The 21,140-nt window shown below is 66.4% G+C and carries 23 protein-coding genes and 3 tRNA genes; 20 read left to right on the plus strand and 6 right to left on the minus strand.

Annotated features, from left to right (window positions below; all coding sequences use genetic code 11):
* Positions 1-117 precede the first annotated feature (117 nt).
* The gene (locus EV278_RS02835; protein WP_188916197.1) at positions 118-762 is read left to right on the plus strand and encodes an ATP-dependent Clp protease proteolytic subunit; all 645 of its coding nucleotides are present in this window, start codon (positions 118-120) and stop codon (positions 760-762) included.
* 221 nt (positions 763-983) lie between these two features.
* On the opposite strand, the gene sdhC is transcribed toward EV278_RS02835, so the two are convergent.
* Complete coding sequence (sdhC, locus tag EV278_RS02840) at positions 984-1,379, minus strand: succinate dehydrogenase, cytochrome b556 subunit (RefSeq protein ID WP_132086489.1); 396 nt, start codon at positions 1,377-1,379, stop codon at positions 984-986.
* A 101-nt stretch (positions 1,380-1,480) separates the two neighbouring features.
* On the opposite strand from sdhC, the gene EV278_RS02845 reads away from it, so the two are divergent.
* Positions 1,481-2,071 (plus strand): TetR/AcrR family transcriptional regulator, encoded by a 591-nt coding sequence (locus tag EV278_RS02845; RefSeq protein WP_165916506.1) that lies wholly within the window; start codon positions 1,481-1,483, stop codon positions 2,069-2,071.
* A gap of 631 nt (positions 2,072-2,702) precedes the next feature.
* Here the strand turns inward: EV278_RS02845 and EV278_RS02850 are convergent.
* Positions 2,703-3,389, minus strand: a complete 687-nt coding sequence (locus tag EV278_RS02850; protein ID WP_132086493.1) for an HAD-IB family hydrolase — start codon at positions 3,387-3,389, stop codon at positions 2,703-2,705.
* Positions 3,390-3,781: 392 nt separating this feature from the next.
* Between EV278_RS02850 and clpX the strand changes: the two genes are divergently transcribed.
* The 5 genes from clpX to EV278_RS02875 all read left to right on the plus strand — a co-directional run bounded on the left by clpX (position 3,782) and on the right by EV278_RS02875 (position 9,705).
* Positions 3,782-5,044, plus strand: a complete 1,263-nt coding sequence (gene clpX / locus EV278_RS02855) for an ATP-dependent protease ATP-binding subunit ClpX (RefSeq protein ID WP_056750002.1) — start codon at positions 3,782-3,784, stop codon at positions 5,042-5,044.
* 398 nt (positions 5,045-5,442) lie between these two features.
* Positions 5,443-7,842: an endopeptidase La gene (lon, locus tag EV278_RS02860; RefSeq protein WP_132086495.1), complete on the plus strand. Its 2,400-nt coding sequence runs from the start codon at positions 5,443-5,445 to the stop codon at positions 7,840-7,842.
* A 147-nt stretch (positions 7,843-7,989) separates the two neighbouring features.
* Complete coding sequence (locus EV278_RS02865) at positions 7,990-8,268, plus strand: HU family DNA-binding protein (RefSeq protein WP_035074773.1); 279 nt, start codon at positions 7,990-7,992, stop codon at positions 8,266-8,268.
* 147 nt (positions 8,269-8,415) lie between these two features.
* Positions 8,416-8,490: transfer RNA gene (locus EV278_RS02870), tRNA-Val, on the plus strand.
* A gap of 135 nt (positions 8,491-8,625) precedes the next feature.
* Positions 8,626-9,705, plus strand: a complete 1,080-nt coding sequence (locus tag EV278_RS02875; RefSeq protein WP_165916507.1) for a winged helix DNA-binding domain-containing protein — start codon at positions 8,626-8,628, stop codon at positions 9,703-9,705.
* Here the strand turns inward: EV278_RS02875 and EV278_RS02880 are convergent.
* Positions 9,702-10,955 (minus strand): glycosyltransferase, encoded by a 1,254-nt coding sequence (locus EV278_RS02880; protein WP_132086499.1) that lies wholly within the window; start codon positions 10,953-10,955, stop codon positions 9,702-9,704. The genes EV278_RS02875 and EV278_RS02880 overlap by 4 nt on opposite strands.
* Positions 10,956-11,059: 104 nt before the next feature.
* Between EV278_RS02880 and EV278_RS02885 the strand changes: the two genes are divergently transcribed.
* From EV278_RS02885 to EV278_RS02890, 3 genes are read left to right on the plus strand one after another with little or no spacing between them, the layout of a single operon-like run.
* On the plus strand, positions 11,060-11,941 hold the full coding sequence (locus EV278_RS02885) for an SPFH domain-containing protein (protein ID WP_132086501.1): 882 nt from the start codon (positions 11,060-11,062) through the stop codon (positions 11,939-11,941).
* Between the two features lie 55 nt (positions 11,942-11,996).
* Complete coding sequence (locus EV278_RS23890) at positions 11,997-12,164, plus strand: hypothetical protein (RefSeq protein WP_165916508.1); 168 nt, start codon at positions 11,997-11,999, stop codon at positions 12,162-12,164.
* Between the two features lie 59 nt (positions 12,165-12,223).
* A complete protein-coding gene (locus tag EV278_RS02890; protein WP_132086503.1) occupies positions 12,224-13,468 on the plus strand; it encodes a glycosyltransferase family 1 protein in 1,245 nt (414 codons plus the stop codon).
* Positions 13,469-13,475: 7 nt separating this feature from the next.
* Here the strand turns inward: EV278_RS02890 and EV278_RS02895 are convergent, their stop codons facing one another.
* Positions 13,476-14,492 (minus strand): LLM class flavin-dependent oxidoreductase, encoded by a 1,017-nt coding sequence (locus EV278_RS02895; RefSeq protein WP_132086505.1) that lies wholly within the window; start codon positions 14,490-14,492, stop codon positions 13,476-13,478.
* Positions 14,493-14,617: 125 nt separating this feature from the next.
* Here EV278_RS02895 and EV278_RS02900 point away from each other — a divergent pair, with 125 nt between their 5' ends.
* Positions 14,618-14,923: a UBP-type zinc finger domain-containing protein gene (locus EV278_RS02900; RefSeq protein WP_207905428.1), complete on the plus strand. Its 306-nt coding sequence runs from the start codon at positions 14,618-14,620 to the stop codon at positions 14,921-14,923.
* Between the two features lie 56 nt (positions 14,924-14,979).
* On the opposite strand, the gene EV278_RS02905 is transcribed toward EV278_RS02900, so the two are convergent.
* Positions 14,980-15,056: transfer RNA gene (locus tag EV278_RS02905), tRNA-Asp, on the minus strand.
* 78 nt (positions 15,057-15,134) lie between these two features.
* A tRNA-Asp gene (locus EV278_RS02910) sits at positions 15,135-15,211 on the minus strand.
* A gap of 198 nt (positions 15,212-15,409) precedes the next feature.
* Between EV278_RS02910 and EV278_RS02915 the strand changes: the two genes are divergently transcribed.
* Genes EV278_RS02915 through nuoF form a run of 9 tightly spaced genes read left to right on the plus strand, consistent with a single transcriptional unit; the run spans position 15,410 to position 21,140 of the window.
* Entirely contained in the window at positions 15,410-15,787 is a 378-nt protein-coding gene (locus EV278_RS02915) for an NADH-quinone oxidoreductase subunit A (protein WP_028037644.1), read from the plus strand.
* Positions 15,757-16,374, plus strand: coding sequence for an NADH-quinone oxidoreductase subunit B (locus EV278_RS02920; protein WP_132086507.1), 618 nt, complete (start codon positions 15,757-15,759; stop codon positions 16,372-16,374). Before EV278_RS02915 ends, EV278_RS02920 begins: the two co-directional genes overlap by 31 nt.
* 23 nt (positions 16,375-16,397) lie before the next feature.
* Positions 16,398-17,012: an NADH-quinone oxidoreductase subunit C gene (locus EV278_RS02925; RefSeq protein ID WP_132086904.1), complete on the plus strand. Its 615-nt coding sequence runs from the start codon at positions 16,398-16,400 to the stop codon at positions 17,010-17,012.
* Between the two features lie 5 nt (positions 17,013-17,017).
* Positions 17,018-18,268 carry an NADH-quinone oxidoreductase subunit D gene (locus EV278_RS02930; RefSeq protein WP_132086509.1) on the plus strand — a complete coding sequence of 417 codons (1,251 nt, stop codon included), beginning with the start codon at positions 17,018-17,020 and terminating at the stop codon, positions 18,266-18,268.
* An 11-nt stretch (positions 18,269-18,279) separates the two neighbouring features.
* Complete coding sequence (locus tag EV278_RS02935) at positions 18,280-18,612, plus strand: nuclear transport factor 2 family protein (protein ID WP_132086906.1); 333 nt, start codon at positions 18,280-18,282, stop codon at positions 18,610-18,612.
* Between the two features lie 10 nt (positions 18,613-18,622).
* Positions 18,623-19,309: an NADH-quinone oxidoreductase subunit NuoE gene (nuoE, locus tag EV278_RS02940; RefSeq protein WP_132086511.1), complete on the plus strand. Its 687-nt coding sequence runs from the start codon at positions 18,623-18,625 to the stop codon at positions 19,307-19,309.
* Entirely contained in the window at positions 19,309-19,539 is a 231-nt protein-coding gene (locus EV278_RS02945; RefSeq protein WP_132086513.1) for a hypothetical protein, read from the plus strand. Before nuoE ends, EV278_RS02945 begins: the two co-directional genes overlap by 1 nt.
* Positions 19,536-19,817: a hypothetical protein gene (locus tag EV278_RS02950; RefSeq protein ID WP_165916510.1), complete on the plus strand. Its 282-nt coding sequence runs from the start codon at positions 19,536-19,538 to the stop codon at positions 19,815-19,817. The genes EV278_RS02945 and EV278_RS02950 overlap by 4 nt, the downstream gene beginning before the upstream one ends.
* 3 nt (positions 19,818-19,820) lie before the next feature.
* A complete protein-coding gene (nuoF, locus tag EV278_RS02955; protein ID WP_132086515.1) occupies positions 19,821-21,140 on the plus strand; it encodes an NADH-quinone oxidoreductase subunit NuoF in 1,320 nt (439 codons plus the stop codon).

Below are 21,140 nucleotides of genomic sequence, written 5' to 3' on the forward strand. Positions count from 1 at the left end.
GCGCCCTTTTTCATGCGTCATGCCGGGGGGCGGCTCCTTGCAACCTGTTAAGCGCCACGCGATATGCGTGAGCGACGGCGCGCGGGGGCTGATTCGCGTTCGCGCCGCCCAGACACAATGAAAAGGGCGATCCCTATGTATGATCCGATGGCGACGGCGATGAACCTCGTGCCGATGGTGGTCGAACAGACCAGCCGCGGCGAGCGGGCGTTCGACATCTTCTCCCGTCTGTTGAAAGAGCGGATCATCTTCCTGACCGGTCCCGTCGAAGACGGGATGGCCAGCCTGATCTGCGCCCAGCTGCTCTTCCTGGAGTCCGAGAACCCCAAGAAGGAAATCGCCATGTACATCAACTCGCCGGGCGGCGTGGTGACCGCTGGCCTGGCGATCTACGACACCATGCAATACATCAAGAGCCCGGTCTCGACGGTGTGCATGGGCATGGCGGCCTCGATGGGCTCGCTGCTGCTGACCGCCGGCGCCGCCGGCCAGCGCATCGCCCTGCCGAACGCCCGCATCATGGTCCACCAGCCGTCGGGCGGCTTCCGCGGCCAGGCCTCGGACATCGAGCGCCACGCCGAGGACATCATCAAGACCAAGCGCCGCCTGAACGAGATCTATGTCAAGCACACCGGCCGCACCTATGAGGAAGTCGAAAAGACCCTCGACCGCGACCACTTCATGAGCGCCGAGGAGGCCAAGGCCTGGGGCCTGATCGACCACATCAACGAAAGCCGCGACGCGTCTGAAGACAAGGCGTAAGCGCCGCGTCTTTCCGCGCCGAGGTCAAGCCGCCGGCCGCAAGGTCGGCGGCTTTTTCGTGGTCGGACTTTTGCGCTGGGGCTTGAGCGGCCTTGGGGCATTCCGCCGCCGCTGCGGGCGGAAAGTGGAGCTATCAATCGCTTTTTGTGCGAGATGGGACCGAACCTGGCGCCGACACTCGAAGCCGCAGGGACGGATTCGAGTCGTCATGACTCAAGAGATCAGACCTTCATCATCACAACTGCCCAGAAGCCGATGGTGGCGACAATGGTGAAGCCGAACACGGCGGCGCCAGTGAACTCGGACGCCCTCGGGCTGTAGCAATGGCCCAGGTCCATCACGAGACGGCGGACCTTGTAGCCCGTACTGAAAAACACTCCGGCACTGATCGCGACGAGGACAGCAACGCCGACGGGCGTGGCCAGCAGCGAGGTGTACGCTGCATAAGACTCTCGACCTGAAGCAAGAGACCAAAGCCACCCGACCAGGATTAGCACCCCGGCGTACACCCCGAAGAGGGCGATGCGGTTGGTGATCGATGTCGCCATGCCGATGTGCCAACGCCAAACGGTCACGTAGGGCGAAACCGGGCGCTCTCGGGTCGCTGGGTCTGACATAGCTACTCCGCTGTTTAACGGTACGACTTAGTACTCTTTAGATCTCCCGGATGGCGTCCGCAATCGATAACGGTACAAGCGGGTTCCACTATGGAGCTGCCATGCGAACGAAGAGCGATGCGACCCGGAAGCGGGTCATGGTGACGGCGCGAGAGGTGTTCCGGGAGTTTGGTTTCGAGAAGTCCACCATGGCGGAGATCGCAACTCGCCTGGGTGGCTCAAAGGCGACCCTCTATCGATACTTTCCGAACAAGGAGGAGCTGTTCGCCGCCACGATCGTCGAGACCGAGCAGCAGAATGTCCCGCAAATGCTCGCGCTGCTGGACCCAACAGACAGCAATGTCGCGGGGGTCCTCCATCGCGCTGGCTTGGCGTATGCTCGCCACATCACCAGCAAGGGCGTCATAGCGGTTACGCGGATGGCCTTGTCGCCAGGAACCGATCCTAAGGTCAGCCGCGCTGTCTACGATCGCGGTCCAAATCTGGCCAACGAGGCCTTTAGCGAGTTTCTGGATGCCGTCGTAAGCGCCGGGTTCATTCCGCCGACAGACACCCATATCGCGGCGCTTCATTTAAGGGCGTTGCTCGAGGCGGGTTGCTTCGAGGCCGTCCTCTTCGGTGTCGAGCCTCGGCTAAGTCTCGAGCAATCCGCTAAGGCCGCTGTAGAGGCGTTCATGCGGCTTTACGGATAGGCGTCGAGACGCTGCGCCAGATCGGCCCATCCAACATCCGACTAAAGCCGCAAACCGCCCTCGCCAGTCCGGCGAAAGAGACGAGAAACTTCATCCCATCGCTCCCAGCGTGTTTCCCCAACAAAAACAACGCCGAAAATCCACTTATCCTCCCCCTTTCGCGCCACGGCATAATCAACTCACCTCAAGGCGATGGGGAGGGCGCTAAGGCCTGCGACCTTCGCGGCCTTGGGGGGCGGTCGAGCGGGCGCGCTCGTCGGCGGCGGTCTCGTCAGGGGTCGCCAAACCTCATCCATCTGGTGCCGGCCGGGCCTGGAACACAGATACGGCGTTGGGTGAGGGCCGGGGGCGCGACAGGTCTGCGGTGACGCAGGCGTTCCGGGACCGGGCGACGCAAGCCCGGCCCGCCCGTCGGGGGCTAAGACTGGCGAGGTCCGAACAGGATCCACCGCCGGACGCTCCCGAATAACGATCGCGCGGAGCGTCGGTCCTGGTCGAAACGGTATTTCTTACAAAGCTTCCGGGCCTGGCCCGGCGCTCCGCAACCCTCCCCGCACCTTCAGCGGCCCGCCGCATGAGGCGGCCGAACCGTGTTACGTCGACAGCCCAGGAGGCGAGGCCATGCCAAGGATCAGCCCGGCTTGCCCCCGAAAATGCGGTAGCCCTTCTCGTGGGCGATCGCCAGCATCTCGCGGTCGCCGGAGGTGTCGCCATAGGCGGCGGCCAGCGACAGATCGTCGCCGAACACCTCGCGCAGCCGCACGACCTTTTCCGCGCCCCGGCAGTTGGGGCCGAGCAGGGGGCCCAGCACCTTGCCGTCGGGATCGAGCGCCAGACGCGAGCCGATCAGCAGGTCGGCGCCCAGGCCGCGGGCGAATGGCGCGACCACCACGTCGGGCGAGGCGGTGACGATCACCAGCCTGGCGCCCTTGGCCCGCCAGCGGCGCCAGACCGCCAGGGCGTCGGGACGGAACAGCTTGGGGGCCTCCGACTCGGCGAAGGCGCGGGCCTCGCGCTCCAGCTGCTCCAGGGGCAGGCCGCGCAGGAACTCGCGAATGGCGGCGGCCTTGATCTTGCCGCGGTTGCGATCGAACAGATACCCGACGGCGGCGGGGAACAGGCGCACCATGCCCATCAGATGCCGGGCGGGGCTGACCCGCCACTTCAGGAAGGCGGTGAAGCTGTCGCGAACCGTCAGGGTGCCGTCGAAGTCGAAGGCGACCAGGGGCGGCCCCTCATGCAGGTCCCCGGTCATCCCCGTGGAGGCCGACAAGCCCCTGGTCATCGGGGAGCGGGCCATCAGTGAACGTTTCGCCATTCGTCTCCGCGCTCGCGCGCTCCGCAACTCTGCCGGCCTTGCAACACGATTCCGCCCCGGCCGCCTAAGGCCATCGCCAGGTGAAGCGAACGAGCGTCCGGGTTGTTCAAGGCGGGGCTTTTTGACGCGCCTCGCGACGGAGCGAACGACGGGTGGCTTGCGTTGACGCTGTTGGACGCCATTTTAGGGAAGAATTCCATGAAACCGTACGCACCATCCACGAACTTGGGGGCTGTAAATCGGCTCCAAGGCTTGTGCCGTGCGCCCGGATCGGGGAATGTCAAGGATTAGACAACTCCCGGCGGATATCCTGCTGCTTCGGTGGCGAGATAGGCGCTAAGGAGTCGGTGGTTTCGGCTTCGGCCTGGACCGCCCTAGCGTGAGAAGCGACCATGACGAAAGCCGCGAGCGGCGACACCAAGAGCACTCTCTACTGTTCTTTCTGCGGAAAGAGCCAGCATGAGGTGCGCAAGCTCATCGCGGGTCCGACGGTGTTCATCTGTGATGAGTGCGTCGAACTTTGCATGGACATCATCCGCGAAGAGCACAAGATCGCCTTCGTGAAGTCCAAGGACGGCGTGCCGACGCCGCGCGAGATCTGCGAGGTCCTGGACGATTACGTGATCGGGCAAAATCACGCCAAGAAGGTGCTCGCGGTCGCGGTGCACAATCACTACAAGCGCCTGAACCACGCCTCGAAGAACAACGACGTCGAGCTGGCCAAATCGAACATCCTGCTGGTCGGTCCGACCGGCACCGGCAAGACGCTTCTGGCCCAGACCCTGGCCCGAATCATCGACGTGCCGTTCACGATGGCCGACGCCACCACCCTGACCGAAGCCGGTTATGTGGGCGAGGACGTCGAAAACATCGTGCTCAAGCTGCTGCAGGCCGCCGACTACAATGTCGAGCGCGCCCAGCGCGGCATCGTCTATATCGACGAAATCGACAAGATCAGCCGCAAGTCCGACAATCCGTCGATCACCCGCGACGTGTCGGGCGAGGGCGTGCAGCAGGCCCTGCTGAAGATCATGGAAGGCACCGTCGCCTCCGTGCCGCCGCAGGGCGGGCGCAAGCATCCGCAGCAGGAGTTCCTGCAGGTCGACACCACCAACATCCTGTTCATCTGCGGCGGGGCCTTCGCAGGGTTAGAGCGCATCATCTCGGCGCGCGGCCAGGGCAAGTCGATCGGCTTCGGCGCCAAGGTGGCGGATCCGGAAGAGCGTCGCACGGGCGAGATCCTGCGCGGCGTCGAGCCCGATGACCTGCAGCGCTTCGGCCTGATCCCGGAATTCATCGGCCGCCTGCCGGTGATCGCCACCCTGGAGGACCTCGACGAGGCCGCCCTGGTGAAGATCCTGACCGAGCCGAAGAACGCCTTCGTCAAGCAGTACCAGCGCCTGTTCGAGATGGAGAACATCGGCCTGACCTTCACCGACGACGCCCTGCACGGCGTCGCCAAGAAGGCCATCGCCCGCAAGACCGGCGCGCGGGGCCTGCGCTCGATCATGGAAGGCATCCTGCTGGAGACCATGTTCGAACTGCCCAATTACGAGGGCGTCGAGGAAGTGGTGGTCAACGCCGAGGTCGTCGAAGGCCGGGCCCAGCCGCTGCTGATCTACGCCGAGAAGAAGGGCGGGGCGGCTTCGGCCTGATCTCATCCAAACGGCTCTGAATCAGGCGCGTCCGGCTCGGCCGGGCGCGCCTTTTTCATCACACACGACCGGTTTGCGTTGTGACGCTTTCCTCGGATCAACCGTCGCGACAGGTCCGCGACGGCAAAAGCTGGGCGTCGCAGGCCTTGTCCCAGCACGGATCGTGCATTGTGGAGCCGGGCAGGGGGCATGGTCGTTGCACCTTGACCGCTTCGCCGCGACCCGTCGCCGCTAGTGGGCGAGTCCGCTTGAACCGTGTTGCAAAAGGTCCACATAAATAACGACCATCCGCTCAGTCCCGAGCGGACGGGTCGTACGACTCAGGCGCATCGTCTGGGTGACGGCGGCCCGCGTGGCCGAGCGCGAGTGCAACGCGCCGGCCAGGAGTAGAGAGCATCATGTCTGAGATTCGTACGCTTCCTGTGCTGCCCCTGCGGGACATCGTGGTGTTCCCGCATATGGTGGTCCCGTTGTTCGTCGGGCGTGACAAGTCCGTTCGCGCCCTCGAAGAGGTGATGCGCGGCGGCAAGGAGATCCTTCTGGTCACCCAGAAGAACTCGGCCGACGACGATCCGGCCCCGGCCGACATCTACGATGTCGGCGTGCTGGCCACCGTCCTGCAACTGCTGAAACTGCCCGACGGCACCGTCAAGGTGCTGGTCGAGGGCAAGGGCCGCGCGGCCGTCGTGCGCTTCACCGACCAGGAGGCCTATTACGAGGCCCAGGTCGGCGAGGTGAACGAGGACCAGGGCGTCGGCCCCGAGGCCGAGGCGCTGTCGCGCGCGGTCGTCGAGCAGTTCGAGAACTACGTCAAACTGAACAAGAAGGTGCCGCCAGAGGCCCTGGCCTCGATCCCGCAGATCGCCGAGCCGGGCAAGCTGGCCGACAGCATCTCGGCCCACCTGTCGGTCAAGATCGGCGACAAGCAGCACCTGCTGGAAATCTTCGACGTCGTGAAGCGCCTGGAAAAGGTCTTCGCCCTGATGGAGGGCGAGATCTCGGTGCTGCAGGTCGAGAAGAAGATCCGCTCGCGCGTGAAGCGCCAGATGGAGAAGACCCAGCGCGAATATTATCTGAACGAGCAGATGAAGGCGATCCAGCGCGAGCTGGGCGACCCCGACGATCAGCGCGACGAACTGATCGAGCTCGAAAAGCGCATCAAGAAGACCAAGCTTTCCAAGGAAGCCCGGGCCAAGGCCGAGGGCGAACTGAAGAAGCTGCGCAACATGAGCCCGATGTCGGCCGAGAGCACTGTGGTCCGCAACTATCTGGACTGGATGCTGTCGATCCCGTGGGGCAAGGCCAAGACCAAGAAGATCGACCTGGTCGAGGCCGAGGCGGTGCTCGAAGAGGATCACTATGGCCTGGAGAAGGTCAAGGAACGCATCCTCGAGTACCTGGCCGTCCAGGCGCGCACCAACTCGCTGAAGGGACCTATCCTCTGCTTGGTCGGCCCTCCGGGCGTCGGCAAGACCTCGCTGGGCCGTTCGCTGGCCAAGGCCACCGGCCGCGAATTCGCCCGCATCTCGCTGGGCGGCGTGCGCGACGAGGCCGAGATCCGCGGCCACCGCCGGACCTATATCGGCTCGATGCCCGGCAAGATCATCCAGACCATGAAGAAGGCCAAGACCACCAACGCCTTCGTGCTGCTGGACGAGATCGACAAGATGGGCAGCGACTATCGGGGCGACCCGTCCTCGGCCCTGCTGGAGGTGCTGGATCCGGCGCAGAACTCGACCTTCGGCGACCACTATCTGGAAGTCGACTACGACCTGTCGCAGGTGATGTTCGTCACCACGGCCAACAGCCTCAACATGCCCCAGCCGTTGCTGGACCGCATGGAGATCATCCGCATCCCCGGCTATACCGAGGATGAGAAAGTCGAGATCGCCAAGCGCCACATCCTGCCCAAGCAGATGAAGGACCACGGCCTGAAGGCGGCCGAGTTCGTGGTGCCCGAGAAGGCCGTCCGCGACCTGATCCGCTACTACACCCGGGAAGCCGGCGTGCGGTCGCTGGAGCGGGAGCTGGGCGCCCTGGCGCGCAAGACCGTCCGTGACCTGGCCCGTGAAAAGGTCGCCACGATCACGATCGACGACGAGCGCCTGGCCAAGTACGCGGGCGTCAAGAAGTACCGCTATGGCGAGACCGACGAGATCGACCAGGTCGGCATCGTCACCGGCCTGGCCTGGACCGAGTTCGGCGGCGACATCCTGACCATCGAGGCCGTGAAGATGCCGGGCAAGGGCCGCATGACGGTCACCGGCAACCTCAAGGACGTGATGAAGGAGTCGATTTCGGCGGCCAACAGCTACGTCCGTTCGCGAGCGGTGCAGTTCGGCATCAAGCCGCCGGTCTTCGAAAAGACCGACGTCCACGTGCACGTGCCGGACGGCGCGACGCCCAAGGATGGTCCGTCGGCCGGCAGCGCCATGGCCCTGGCCATCGTTTCGGTGCTGACGGGCGTTCCGATCCGCAAGGACATCGCCATGACCGGCGAGATCACCCTGCGTGGCCGGGTCACGGCGATCGGCGGCCTCAAGGAGAAGCTGCTGGCCGCTCTGCGCTCGGGCGTGAAGACGGTCCTGATCCCTCAGGAGAACGAGAAGGATCTGGCCGACGTCCCGCAAAGCGTGAAGGACGGCCTGGAGATCATCCCGGTGTCCACCTTCGACGAAGTGCTGAAACACGCTCTTGTCGGCCCGCTCACGCCCGTCGAGTGGAGCGAGGAAGACGAGCCGATTGCTGCGACTGCGAAGGTCGAGGACGGCGACGGTGACGCTGTCCTGACCCACTAATAGTAACTTATCGTCGATAACTTGGGCGGCGCGGAGGTTTTCCGCGCCGCCTTCGTTTGACGGGCCGTCTGAACCCCGCATACTCCCGGTCGAGCGAAGCGGCGTGAGCTGCAGCCAGCGCCGCCGCTTTCATGCTGGGAGAAGAACATGACCACAAAGGCCGAACTCGTCACGGCGATCGCCGAAAAGGCGGGCATCAACAAGAACCAGGCTAAGGACGCTCTCGAAGCTTTCATCGACGCGGTCACCAGTTCGCTGAAGTCAGGCGAGGACGTGCGCCTGGTCGGCTTCGGCACGTTCAAGGCGGTGTCCCGGGCCGCGGGCACGGCGCGCAACCCGCGCACCGGCGAGACCGTCAACCGTCCGGCGTCCAAGACCGCCCGGTTCCAGGTCGGCGAAGGTCTGAAGACCACGCTGAACGGCTGATCCAGTAAACAGATTTCGAGGGCGGGTCGCCACGACGGCGTCCCGCCTTTTCCATGCGGGACTTTTCCGGACGGACGGGATATCTCCCACATCCTCGTCCGTCTTGGCTTCGTCCGCCTCGACCAGACGGGCTCGAAAAGGTCTTTGGGGCGGTTAGCTCAGCGGTAGAGCGTCTCGTTTACACCGAGAGGGTCGGGGGTTCGATCCCCTCACCGCCCACCATGACCAGGGGCCGGCAGGGCCTGGCTCCACCGCAGGCCGTCCGACGGTTGGCGGCGCCGCGGTACGGACGGCGATCGCCTAGACGAGGATGCCGGTTTGGCGGGCTCGACAGCAAAGATCCTGGATCGTCGGTCGTTGAACCGGGCGCTGTTGGCGCGGCAGCATCTGTCGCGGCGGGCCGAAATCCCGGTGGCCGAGGCGCTGGAACGATTGATCGCGCTGCAGGCCCAGGCGGCTCAGGCGCCGTACTTCGCGCTCTGGGCCCGGCTGAAGGACTTCGCGCCGCCGCAGCTGTCCGACCGGCTGGAGGATTTCAGCCTCGTGCGCGGAACGCTGATACGCGGCACGCTGCACCTGGCGACCGCTCCGGACTTCGCGGCGATCCGGCCGCTGATCCAGCGGGGCCTCGACGGAGTCCTGACCGACGGCAGTGTCCACGGCCGAGCCTTGGCCGGGCTGGACCCGGCCAAGATCGCGGCGATGGCGCGTAGCCTTCTCCGACGGGGCCCATTGACCACCGCCGAGCTTCGCGACGCCCTGGCCGAACACTGGCCTGGGCGCGATCCTCAGGCGCTGGCCATGGCGGCGCGGGTTCACCTGCCGATGCTGCAATTGCCGCCGCGCGGCCTGTGGGGACGAAGCGGCCAGCCGACCCTGGCGGCCGTGGAGGATCGGCTGGCCGCCCCCGAGCCCGGCTTCGCCCTGGCCGACCTGGTGCGCCGCTATCTGGCGGCGTTCGGGCCCGCCAGCGTCGCCGACGCCCAGGCCTGGCTGGGCCTTAGCCGCCTGGCGTCGACGTTCGAGGCGCTTCGACCGTCGCTAGCCGTCTTCCGGAGCGAGGACGGCGTGGACCTGTTCGACCTGCCCGAGGCGGAGCGGCCGCCAGGCGACGCTGAAACGCCTGTGCGCTTCCTGGGCGAGTTCGACAACGTGCTGCTGGCTCATGACGACCGGACGCGGATCATGTCGGCGGACCACAAGCGCCGGCTCTACACGCCCAATGGCATCCTGAGGGCGACCGTGCTGGTCGACGGCTTCACGGCCGGGCGCTGGCGCATTGAGGACGGCAAGACGGAGTCGATCCTGCACCTCGATCTGTTCTCCAAGCCCGCCAAGGCTGTCGCCAGGGACCTGACGGACGAGGGCGAGCGCCTGATGGCCTTCGCCGCCAAGCACGCCGGCGGCGACATCCGGATTCAGGTCGCCGACGCTTAAGGCGCCAGTGCCTCAAGCGCCGCCGCCGCGTCGCGGGCGGCCTCGTCGGCGCGGATCGCCGCGCCCAGAACCTCGGTCGCCGTCTTGAAGGCGGGCTCGTCCAACAGACGGCGCGCGGCGGCGGCGATGGTGTCCGGAGCGGAGTCGGCCGGCAAGGTCAGGCCGGCGCCGCGATGGGTGACCCGAGCGGCGTTGTCGTTCTGGTCGCGACCCATCGGCAGGCACAACAGTGGGACGCCGGCCATCAGGGGCCGCAGGGTCGAGCCATGGCCGGCATGGGTGACGAACAGGGCCGCGTCCTTGAGCAAATCGCCGTGCGGGGCGCTGCGGACGACGACGACATTGTCCGGAGCGTCGAACGCGGCGGGATCGATGGTCGGGCCGGTGGTGACCACGCCGCGGACCGGCAGTTGACCCAGGGCGGCGATGACAGCGCGCAGGACCGGCTCCTGCGCCTGGTAGAGACTGGAGAACGATACCAGGACCAGGGGGGCGTCGCCCGGCGGCGGCGTGAAGGACTCCACCCAGGCCGGGTCGGCCAGGTAGGGGCCGACATGGACGAAGGGCGCGGGCAGGGGCTCGGGCGCGAAGTCGAACGCCTTGCTGGTCGCCACCAGGATGGCCTTGGCGGCATCCAGCTGTTCGAACAGGTCTTTCAAGGGGGGCAGGTCCAGGGCGGCGCGGGCGGCGTTCAGGTCGGGCAGGCCGGCCTGGAAGAAGGTCCGGCTCATCTGCGAGACCATGGCGTGCATGCCGCGCTCCTCGTCGCTGGCCGCCGGAAGCATGCCGGCCCCGAACGGCGGCGCGCCGGGCAGCGTCGGCAGTGACCAGACATTGGCGGCCAGCAGGGCCAGGGGCAGCCCCCGGGCCTCCGCCGCCGCCATCGGACCCAGCAGCAGCTCCTGCGACACGATCACGTCCGGGGCGAAGGCGTTGATCGCCGCCAGAGTATCTCGGGCGTAGGCGAGGGCGGGGCCGGCCATCACCCGGTCGAGCAGGCGCTGGATCACGGCCAGCGGATTGTCGGCCTCGTGGTCTCTGAGCCGATCATCGTCGCGGGTCTTGCCGCTCTGGAACGGGGCCGTGGTCCAGGCGCGGAAGGGCACGCCCAGGGCGGCGGCGTCGGGCGCGTTGCAGGGGTCGCTCAGCGCCAGCACAGCATGGCCGCGGGCCGCTAGGTCGCGCGCGACCAGGAGCATCGGCTGCACGTGGCCGCCGCCTTCCCAGGTGGTGAAGAGGAAACGCGCCATTCAAGCCCTCGATCGTGTCCGCGCCGCCTGCCTACGCGGTTCGGATCAGCCTTGCCATAAGCGATCAAAGTGATATCACTTTGTAATCAATTTTGGAGGGCTCCATGTCCGACGCTCCGAATATCCACCGCTCGACCGAACGCGCTCACGGCGGAATCGGCGGCGGGCTGCCGCTGGTCTCGCTTCCGGTGATGCTCGCCATCGCCGTCTGGGCGTTCTCCACCGGCGTTCCCGCCGGCATCGTGCTGGGCGCGGTCCTGATCGTCCTGTTCCTGCTGGTCAGTTGCGGCTTCTATTCGCTGCAGCCGAACGAGGCCTATGTCATCACCCTGTTCGGGACCTATATGGGCACCGACCGCCGGACCGGCCTGCGCTGGGTGCCGCCCTGGTACGGGCGCAAGAAGATCAGCCTGCGGGTGCGCAACGTCACCAGCGAGACGCTGAAGGTCAACGACAAGCGCGGCAACCCCATCGAGATCGCCGCCAACATCGTCTGGCGCGTGTCTGACACCGCTCAGGCCCTGTTCGATGTCGACGACTACGTGACCTTCGTGAACATCCAGATCGAGACCGGCCTGCGCGAAACCGCTTCGCACTACGCCTACGACCACGATGACAGCGGCGAGCCGACCCTGAGGGCCGACGCCGACCAGGTGGGCGAGCGCCTGCTGAACGACCTGAAGGCCCGTACGGCCGTAGCGGGGGTGTCGATCGACGAAGCCCACCTGATGCACCTGGCCTATGCGCCGGAGATTGCTGGCTCGATGCTCAAGCGCCAGCAGGCCGAAGCCGTGCTGGCCGCCCGTCGCACGATCGTCGCCGGCGCGGTCGGCATGGTCGAGAACGCCCTGCAGCAGCTCAGCGAGCGAGACGTCGTCATCCTGGATGACGAGCGGAAGGCGGCGATGGTCTCCAACCTGCTGGTGGTGCTGTGCGCCGACCGCGAGGCCCAGCCCGTGGTCAACACCGGTACGCTGTACGGCTGATCCGTTGGCCGCGTCTCCGCCAGATGCGTCGAAAGGCGGGCGCCGCGCGTTTCTGATGCGCGTGCGCCCCGAGGTTCTGGCCGCCGTCGAGACTCTGGCGGCGGCCGAACTGCGCAGCGTCAACGCCCAGGTCGAAATGCTCTTGCGCGAGGCGCTCGCGCGTCGCGGCGCGTTGCGGGCGCTGGACACCGCTCCAGCTTCGGAGGAACCTCCGTCCCCGTGAGTGTCTTAAGGCTCTGCGACCGTGTCGGCGGGAGCGGCTGACAGCGAGGTTCCGGCGTGATGGATTTGAGGTTTGATCGGCTCTCGGCGTTCAACGAGGCAGAAGAACCCCTGTTCAAGGCGGGCCGGCCTGGCGGAAAGCCGGTCAGGCTGGTCGACACCACAATGCTCTATGCACCCCGCAGCGGCGGGGTTCGGCGCTATCTGAACTCAAAGCGGACCTGGATCGCGGCGAATCGACCGCAGGTTCGGCACACCCTCGTGGTGCCGGGCCCTCGCGATGCTCACGACGGGCACGGACGGGTTTCGATCTATGCGGCGCCTCTGCCGTTCGGCGACGGCTATCGCTGGCCGGTCGTCAAGAACGCCTGGATGGAGCGACTGATTCGTCAGCGGCCGGACATCATCGAGGCCGGGGATCCCTACACGCCGGGGCTGGCCGCCCTGAAGGCCGGGGACGCCCTGGGCGTGCCGGTGGTCGGCTTCTGTCATACGGACCTGGGCGCCCTGGCGGCGCTGCATATCGGCGAGTGGGCGGAAAAGCCGGTGCAAAAGCGCTGGGCGGCGATCTACCGCCAGTTCGACCAGGCCGTGGCCCCCAGTCAGTTCATCGCCGGTCGGCTGATCGAGGCGGGAGTCAAGACCGCCATCGGCCTGCCGCTGGGCGTCGACACCGACATCTTCAATCCAGGCCGCGGCGATCGCGAAGCCCTGCGACGCCGACTGGGCCTAACCAGCCGCCATCGGATACTGGTGTTCGCCGGTCGTCCGGCCCGGGAAAAGAAGCTCGACGTGCTGGTCGAGGCGGTCGAGCGCCTGGGCGATCCCTATGTGCTGCTGTTCGTGGGGGCGGGGGCCGGCGCGCCGCCCAGCGACCGGGTGATCTGCATGGACTACCAGCGCGATCCGCAGAGCCTGGCGGCGGTGCTGGCCGGCTGCGACGCCTTCGTCCACGCCAATGACAACGAGCCGTTCGGCCTGATCGTGCTGGAGGCCATGGCCTGCGGCCTGCCGGTGATCGGCGTTGCGGCTGGCGGCGTGGCCGAATCCGTCGACGAGACGGTCGGAGCCCTGGCCGTCGCCTCCGAGGCTCGCGCCTTCGCCGAGGCGGTCGAGTCGGTGTTCACGCGCGACGTCTCGGCCCTGGGACGCGCCGCTCGCCATCGCGCCGAGCATCGGCATGGCTGGGACCCGGTGTTCCGCAAGCTGTCGGCGATCTATGGTCGACTTACCGGCTGCGCCGCGTTCGAGGCGACGCCCGAAGACGCGCCCGAACCGGCCGCCGAACTGGTCGGATGGGCCTAGGCTGAACCTAGGCCGCCATCTTCGTCAGCTCGCCGCGCACCCGGGCCAGAATCTCGTAGGACCGCTTTCGCGCCGCATGGTCGTGGATCTGCGAGGCGGCCATCAATTCGTCGGCGCCGGTCAGATCCAGCACCTTCTGGATCTTGGCGCGGACCGTGTCGGGCGCGCCGATCGCCGAATAGCGGAAGGTATGGTCCAGGCCCGCGATTTCGGCGTCCGACGCCACCTCGCGGATGTCGTCCACCGGCGGCGGCAACAGGCCCGGATTGCCGCGCCTCAACGCTACGAACTGCTGCTGGCTGGAGGTGAACAGGCGGCGGGCCGCGTCATCGGTATCGGCCGCGCAGACGCCGATGCAGACCAGCACATAGGGTTGGGCCAGGGCCGCCGACGGCTTGAAGGTCCGGCGATAGACGGCGATCGCCTCCATCAACTGGTCCGGCGCGAAGTGGGCGGCGAAGGCGAAGGGCAGGCCCAGGGCAGCGGCGAGCTGGGCGCTGTAGGTGCTGGAACCCAGCAGCCAGAGCGGCACGTCCTGGCCCTCGCCGGGCACGGCGCGTACGGACTGGCCCGGCTGGGCCGGCTGGAACCAGCCCTGCAGCTCGACCACGTCTTGGGCGAAGCTGTCGACGGCGCCCATGTAGCGGCGAAGGGCCCGCATGGTGGCCTGGTCGGCGCCCGGCGCGCGGCCCAGGCCCAGGTCGATTCGGCCGGGGTGAAGGGCCGCCAGGGTGCCGAACGCCTCGGCCACCATCAGCGGCGCGTGGTTGGGCAGCATGACCCCGCCCGAGCCGACCCGGATCGTCGAGGTGCCGGCCGCCACGTGGCCGATGACCACGGCGGTCGCGGCGCTGGCGATTCCCGGCATGTTGTGGTGCTCGGCCAGCCAGTAACGGTGATAGCCCAGCTGCTCGGCATGGCGGGCCAGGTCCAGACTGTTGTGAAGCGCCTGGCCGACGCTGGCCCCTTGCGGGACGGGGGCCAGATCGAGGACGGAAAAGGGCAGGGAATGGGCGTGCGACATCCACGCTAGATCGGAACGCGGGGGGCGAACCTCAAGACGATCGGTTCGTTCTAGCCGCGCTGCCGGGATCGGTGCAGGACTCGCGCGGGATAGTCGCGCCGCGTGGATGACAAACGGAGACCGCCATGGCCCTGAAATGCACCCATCTGGACCAGATCCAGGACGTGACGCCCGGAACGGCCGGTTGCGAGGAGTGCCTGAAGACGGGCGATGCCTGGCTGCACCTGCGGCTCTGCCGGATCTGTGGGCATGTCGGCTGCTGCGACCAGTCAAAGAACAGGCACGCCACCAAGCATTTCAAGCTGACTGGCCACCCGATCATCGAGGGCTACGACCCGCCCGAAGGCTGGGGCTGGTGCTATGTCGACGAGGAATTCTTCGAGTTCGATGCGCCGACCCCGCATCCTGGACCGATCCCGCGATTCTATTGAGGCGCGGCGAAGCCACGGTCCGGCCGGCGAAGATCGCGAAAAGGCGGAAGGGGAAGTGGCGCGAATGACGGGACTTGAACCCGCGACCTCCGGCGTGACAGGCCGGCGCTCTAACCAACTGAGCTACATCCGCGTCGGGCGCGAACCAATGTCCGGCGCGGTCGTTCCATAGACTGGCCTGGCGGTGGGAAGCAGCCAACTTCGAGGAAGGTGGCGCGAATGACGGGACTTGAACCCGCGACCTCCGGCGTGACAGGCCGGCGCTCTAACCAACTGAGCTACATCCGCATCAGGCTCCGCCGAAGCGAAGTGCGACCCGCCGTGCGGCGAGGGGCGTCTGATATGTCGGGCCGATCTGCGTGTCAACGGCCATGTCACGGAAGCTGTGAGTGAATGCTAGTTGCGACCGTTTCTCAATGTGTTCGAGGCGTTTGAAGCGCTGGCGACACTGAGCTACAACCCGCTCGATTCAAGCCAAGGGCTGTCATGAACGCCTTCCTTCTCCAGTATCTGCCGATCGTGATCTTCCTAGGGATCGCGGCGGTCATCGGCATCGCCTTCATCCTTGCCGCTGCGGTGCTCGCGCCCAAGGCGCCGGACCCGGAAAAGTTGTCCGCCTACGAATGCGGCTTCAACGCTTTCGACGACGCGCGCATGAAGTTCGATGTCCGGTTCTACCTGGTCTCGATCCTGTTCATCATCTTCGACCTGGAAGTGGCCTTCCTGTTTCCGTGGGCCGTTTCGTTGATGAAGCTGCCGCACGACGTGGCCGCCTTCGCCTTCTGGTCGATGCTGGTCTTCCTGGGCGTTCTGACCGTCGGCTTCATCTACGAATGGAAGAAGGGCGCCCTCGAATGGGAGTGATTGTTCCCCCTACCGGCACGGCTCCCAGCTCGCCGCTCGTTCCCGCCGGCTCGGCCGCGCGGTCGACGGTGCAGGGCTATGACCCCAAGCTGCACGACCCCTATTTCGACGGCCTGTCGGGCCAGTTGGCCGACAAGGGCTTCGTCACGGCCGCCGCCGACGACCTGATCACCTGGGCCCGCACCGGCTCGCTGATGTGGATGACCTTCGGCCTGGCCTGCTGCGCCGTCGAAATGATGCACTCGGCCATGCCGCGCTACGACCTGGAGCGCTACGGCTTCGCGCCGCGCGCCAGCCCGCGTCAGTCGGACGTGATGATCGTGGCCGGCACCCTGACCAACAAGATGGCCCCGGCTCTGCGCAAGGTCTACGACCAGATGCCCGAGCCGCGCTACGTCATCTCGATGGGCAGCTGCGCCAACGGCGGCGGCTACTACTATTACAGCTACAGTGTCGTGCGCGGCTGCGACCGCGTGGTGCCGATCGACATCTATGTGCCCGGCTGCCCGCCTACGGCCGAGGCCCTGGTCTACGGCGTGCTGCAGCTGCAGAAGAAGATCCGTCGCACGGGGACGATCGAGCGATGACCGACGTTGTTTCCACCGAGTCGGTGCTGTCACCGCTCGAGGCGCTGGGTCAGGCGATCGTCGCCAACTCCGCCGGCGCGATCACCGCTTACCACGTGGCGTTCGGCGAGCTGAACCTGCTGGGCCCGTCTAGCCGCGTGGTCCAGGCCCTGACCTATCTGCGCGACCATCCCGACTACCGCTTCCACCAGCTGGTGGACCTGACGGGCGTTGACTATCCGGAGCGCGAGCGCCGGTTCGACGTGGTCTATCACCTGCTGTCGCTGGTGAAGAACCACCGCGTGCGCTTCAAGGTCCAGACCGACGAGGACACCGCCGTTCCCAGCGCCACGCCGGTGTTCCCGGTCGCCGACTGGTTCGAGCGCGAAGCCTTCGACATGTACGGCATCTTCTTCGACGGTCACCCTGACCTGCGGCGGATCCTGACCGACTACGGTTTCCACGGCCATCCGCTGCGGAAGGACTTCCCGATGACGGGCTATGTCGAGGTCCGCTACGACGACGAGCTGAAGCGCGTCGTCTACGAGCCCGTGAAGATCACCGAGTTCCGCGCCTTCGACTTCCTGTCCCCGTGGGAGGGCGCCAAGTACGCCCTGCCGGGCGACGAGAAGGCCGAGAAGCGGGCAGGGGACGCGTAAGAGTCATGACTGGTTCCAATTCCCCCGCCGCCGCGACCGACTTCTTCCACGACGCGCCGTCGCTGCCGGCCGTGCCGGAAACCCCGGTGCGCAAGTTCAACATCAACTTCGGCCCGCAGCACCCGGCCGCGCACGGCGTGCTGCGCCTGGTGCTGGAGTTGGACGGCGAGATCGTCGAGCGCGTCGATCCGCACATCGGCCTCCTGCACCGCGGCACCGAGAAGCTGATGGAGGCCCGCACCTACCTCCAGAACATCCCGTACTTCGACCGCCTCGATTACGTGGCGCCCATGAACCAGGAGCATGCGTTCTGCCTGGCCATCGAGAAGCTGCTGGGCGTCGAGGTCCCCAAGCGCGGCCAGATCATCCGCGTGCTGTTCTGCGAGATCGGCCGGGTGCTGAACCACCTGCTGAACGTGACGACCCAGGCCATGGACGTCGGGGCGCTGACGCCGCCGCTCTGGGGCTTCGAGGAGCGCGAGAAGCTGATGGTGTTCTACGAGCGCGCCTGCGGCGCTCGCCTGCACGCCAACTATTTCCGTCCGGGCGGCGTCCACCAGGATCTGACGCCCTCGCTGGTCGACGACATCGAGACGTGGGCCAGGGCCTTCCCGAAGATCTGCGACGACATCGAGGGCCTGATCACCGACAACCGCATCTTCAAGCAGCGCAACGTCGACATCGGCGTGGTCAGCAAGGAAGATGCGCTGGCCTGGGGCTTCTCGGGCGTGATGGTGCGCGGCTCGGGTCTGGCCTGGGACCTGCGTCGCAGCCAGCCCTATGAGAATTACAACGACTTCGAGTTCGACATCCCGCTGGGCAAGAACGGCGACTGCTACGACCGCTACCTGTGCCGCATGCAGGAGATGCGCGAGTCGACCAAGATCATCCTCCAGGCGGTCGCCATGCTGCGCGCCACGCCTGGCCCGGTAATGACCGAGGACAACAAGGTCGCTCCGCCGCGCCGCGCCGAGATGAAGCGGTCGATGGAAGCCTTGATCCATCACTTCAAGCTCTACACCGAAGGCTTCCGCACGCCGGAAGGCGAGGTCTACGCAGCCGTCGAGGCGCCCAAGGGCGAGTTCGGCGTCTATGTGGTGTCGAACGGCACCAACAAGCCGTATCGCTGCAAGATCAAGGCGCCCGGCTTCTCGCATCTGGCGGCCATGGACTGGATGAACCGCGGCCACCAGCTGGCCGACGTCTCGGCCATCCTGGGCTCGCTCGACATCGTGTTCGGCGAGGTGGACCGGTGAGCCTGGAAGCCATCGCCCTTGAAAAAGTGGCTCAGGCGCAGCTGGACGCCTACAACGCCCAGGACCTGGACGCCCACTGCGCCCATTTCACCGACGACGTCGTGGTCGCCGGCCTGAACGGCGAGGTGGCGCGTACGGGCATCGAGGCCTATCGCGCCTGGTACGAGGCGGCGTTCGCGCAGTTCCCGAGCAACAAGGCCAAGCTTCTCAACCGCATCGTGGTGGGCGCCAACGTGATCGATCACGAGCACGTCGACCGCGGCAACGGCGACGCGCCTTTCCAGGTCGCCGCCATCTACACCTTCAGGGGCGACAAGATCGCCCGCGTGGATTTCGCACGATGAGCGCCCCCAAATGAGCGTGAGACGCCTCGCCAAGGAACAGCCCGCCAGCTTCGCCTTCTCCAAGGACAGCCAGGCCAAGGCCGACTGGTGGAAAGCCAAGTATCCCGCCGATCGCAAGCAGTCGGCGGTGATCCCGATGCTGTGGCTGGCCCAGAAGCAGGAAGGCTGGGTCTCCGAACCCGCCATCCAGGAGATCGCCCGCCAACTGCAGATGCCGGTCATCCGCGTGCTGGAGGTCGCCACCTTCTACGTGATGTTCCAGCTGCAGCCGGTCGGGAAGGTCGCCTTCGTCCAGCTGTGCGGCACCACCCCGTGCCAGCTGCGCGGCGCTCTGGACCTGAAGGCCGTGCTGAAGGCCAAGATTGGCGAGGCCCACGAGGTCTCGGCCGACGGCAAGTTCAGCTGGGAAGAGGTCGAGTGCCTGGGCGCCTGCTGCAACGCGCCGATGGCCGCGATCAATGACTACTACTACGAGGATCTGACGCCGGAGAGCCTGGCCCAGATCCTCGACGACTTCGCCGCTGGCAAGTCGCCGCGGCCGGGCAGCTATGAGGGGCGCGGTGCGTCGGAACCCAAGGGCAAGATCCAAACCCTGACCGATCCCAAGCTGTACGACGGCTCGGCGGCCAAGAAGATCAAGATCCCGAACCTGCCCGAGAAGCCGAAGAAGGCTCCCAAGGCCGAGCCCGCCGCCTGATGCAGCACGCCGACGCCATCCAGAAGAAGCGCCTGACCACGATGTTCGCCATCGACGTGGTCTGCTTCGTGCTGGCCGGTGCGGCGGTCATCGGTTACCTCGCGGCCGGCGTCAGCTGGCTGGCGCCGGTGTTCATCGGCGCCATCGCCGTGGGCCTGGGGGCGCAGATCTGGTTCATCCTGGGCTGGATGAAGGCCGCCAAGCGGGACGAGGAGGGCAGGCCGTCGTGACCGACGATCCGCAACTCCTGGCCCCCTCTGACTTGGATAGGCGCGTGGCCTATGTGAAGACCATCCGGGGGCTTTACCGCAACGAGCGCATCGCCGGCTTGGTCGGCTCGCTGGTCGGGGTCCTGCTCCTGATCTGGGGCCGGCAAGGCCAGGGCGCGCCCGCCTGGGTCGTTCCGGTCGCTTTCCTGGTGATCGGCGCCGCCTGGACGCTTTTCGCCTATGTCATCATTCGTCGGACGCGCTATGTGCGCGCCCATCCATTCGATCCGCAAAGCTGAGTCATGGTCGGTATCCTCGAAGACAAGGACCGCATCTTCACGAACCTCTACGGCCTCCACGACTGGGGTCTCGAGGGCGCGAAGAAGCGCGGCTGCTGGAATGGCACCAAGGACATCCTGGACGCCGGGCGCGACTGGATCATCGACAACATGAAGAACTCCGGCCTGCGCGGCCGGGGCGGGGCGGGCTTCGGCACCGGCCTGAAGTGGTCGTTCATGCCCAAGGAAGTGAAGGACGGCCGTCCTCACTACCTTGTCGTCAACGCCGACGAATCCGAGCCGGGCACCTGCAAGGACCGGGAGATCATGCGGCATGACCCGCACCTCCTGATCGAAGGTTGCCTGATCGCCTCGCGCGCCATGCTGGCCCACGCCTGCTACATCTACATCCGTGGCGAATACGTCCGCGAGCGCGAGGTGCTGGAAGCCGCCATCAAGCAGGCCTACGAGGCCAAGCTGATTGGCAAGGACAACATCCACGGCTGGGACTTCGACCTCTACGTCCACCATGGCGCCGGCGCCTATATCTGCGGCGAAGAGACGGCCCTGCTGGAGAGCCTGGAAGGCAAGAAGGGCCAGCCGCGCCTGAAGCCGCCGTTCCCGGCTGGCGCGGGCCTCTACGGCATGCCGACCACGGTCAACAACGTCGAGAGCATCGCCGTCGCCGGCACGATCCTGCGTCGCGGCGCGGCCTGGTTCGCGGGCTTTGGCCGTCCGAACAACGCCGGCACCAAGCTGTTCTGCGTCTCGGGCCACGTGAACCTGCCCTGCAACGTCGAAGAGGCGATGAGCATCCCCTTCCGTCAGCTGATGGAAGACCACTGCGGCGGCATCCGGGGCGGCTGGGGCAATCTGAAGGCGGTCATCCCGGGCGGCTCGTCCGTGCCGATGATCCCGGCCGAGCAGTGCGAAGACCTGCCGATGGACTTCGACGCCCTGCGCAATCTGCGCTCGGGCCTGGGCACCGCGGCGGTCATCGTCATGGACAAGTCCACTGACCTGGTCCGCGCCATCGCCCGCCTGTCGTACTTCTACAAGCACGAGAGCTGCGGCCAGTGCACGCCCTGCCGCGAAGGCACCGGCTGGATGTGGCGGGTCATGGAGCGCATGGCGACCGGCGAGGCGGATCCGAAGGAGATCGACACCCTGCTGGACGTCACGACCCAGGTCGAGGGTCACACCATCTGCGCCCTGGGCGACGCGGCCGCCTGGCCGATCCAGGGCCTGTTCCGCCACTTCCGCCACGAGGTGGAGGAGCGGATCGCATCCTATCGTAGCGGTCGCCTGCACGTGCAGGGCGCCAAGCTGATCGCGGCGGAGTAA

The organism is Caulobacter sp. BK020 (assembly GCF_004342605.1).
GTDB lineage: Bacteria > Pseudomonadota > Alphaproteobacteria > Caulobacterales > Caulobacteraceae > Caulobacter.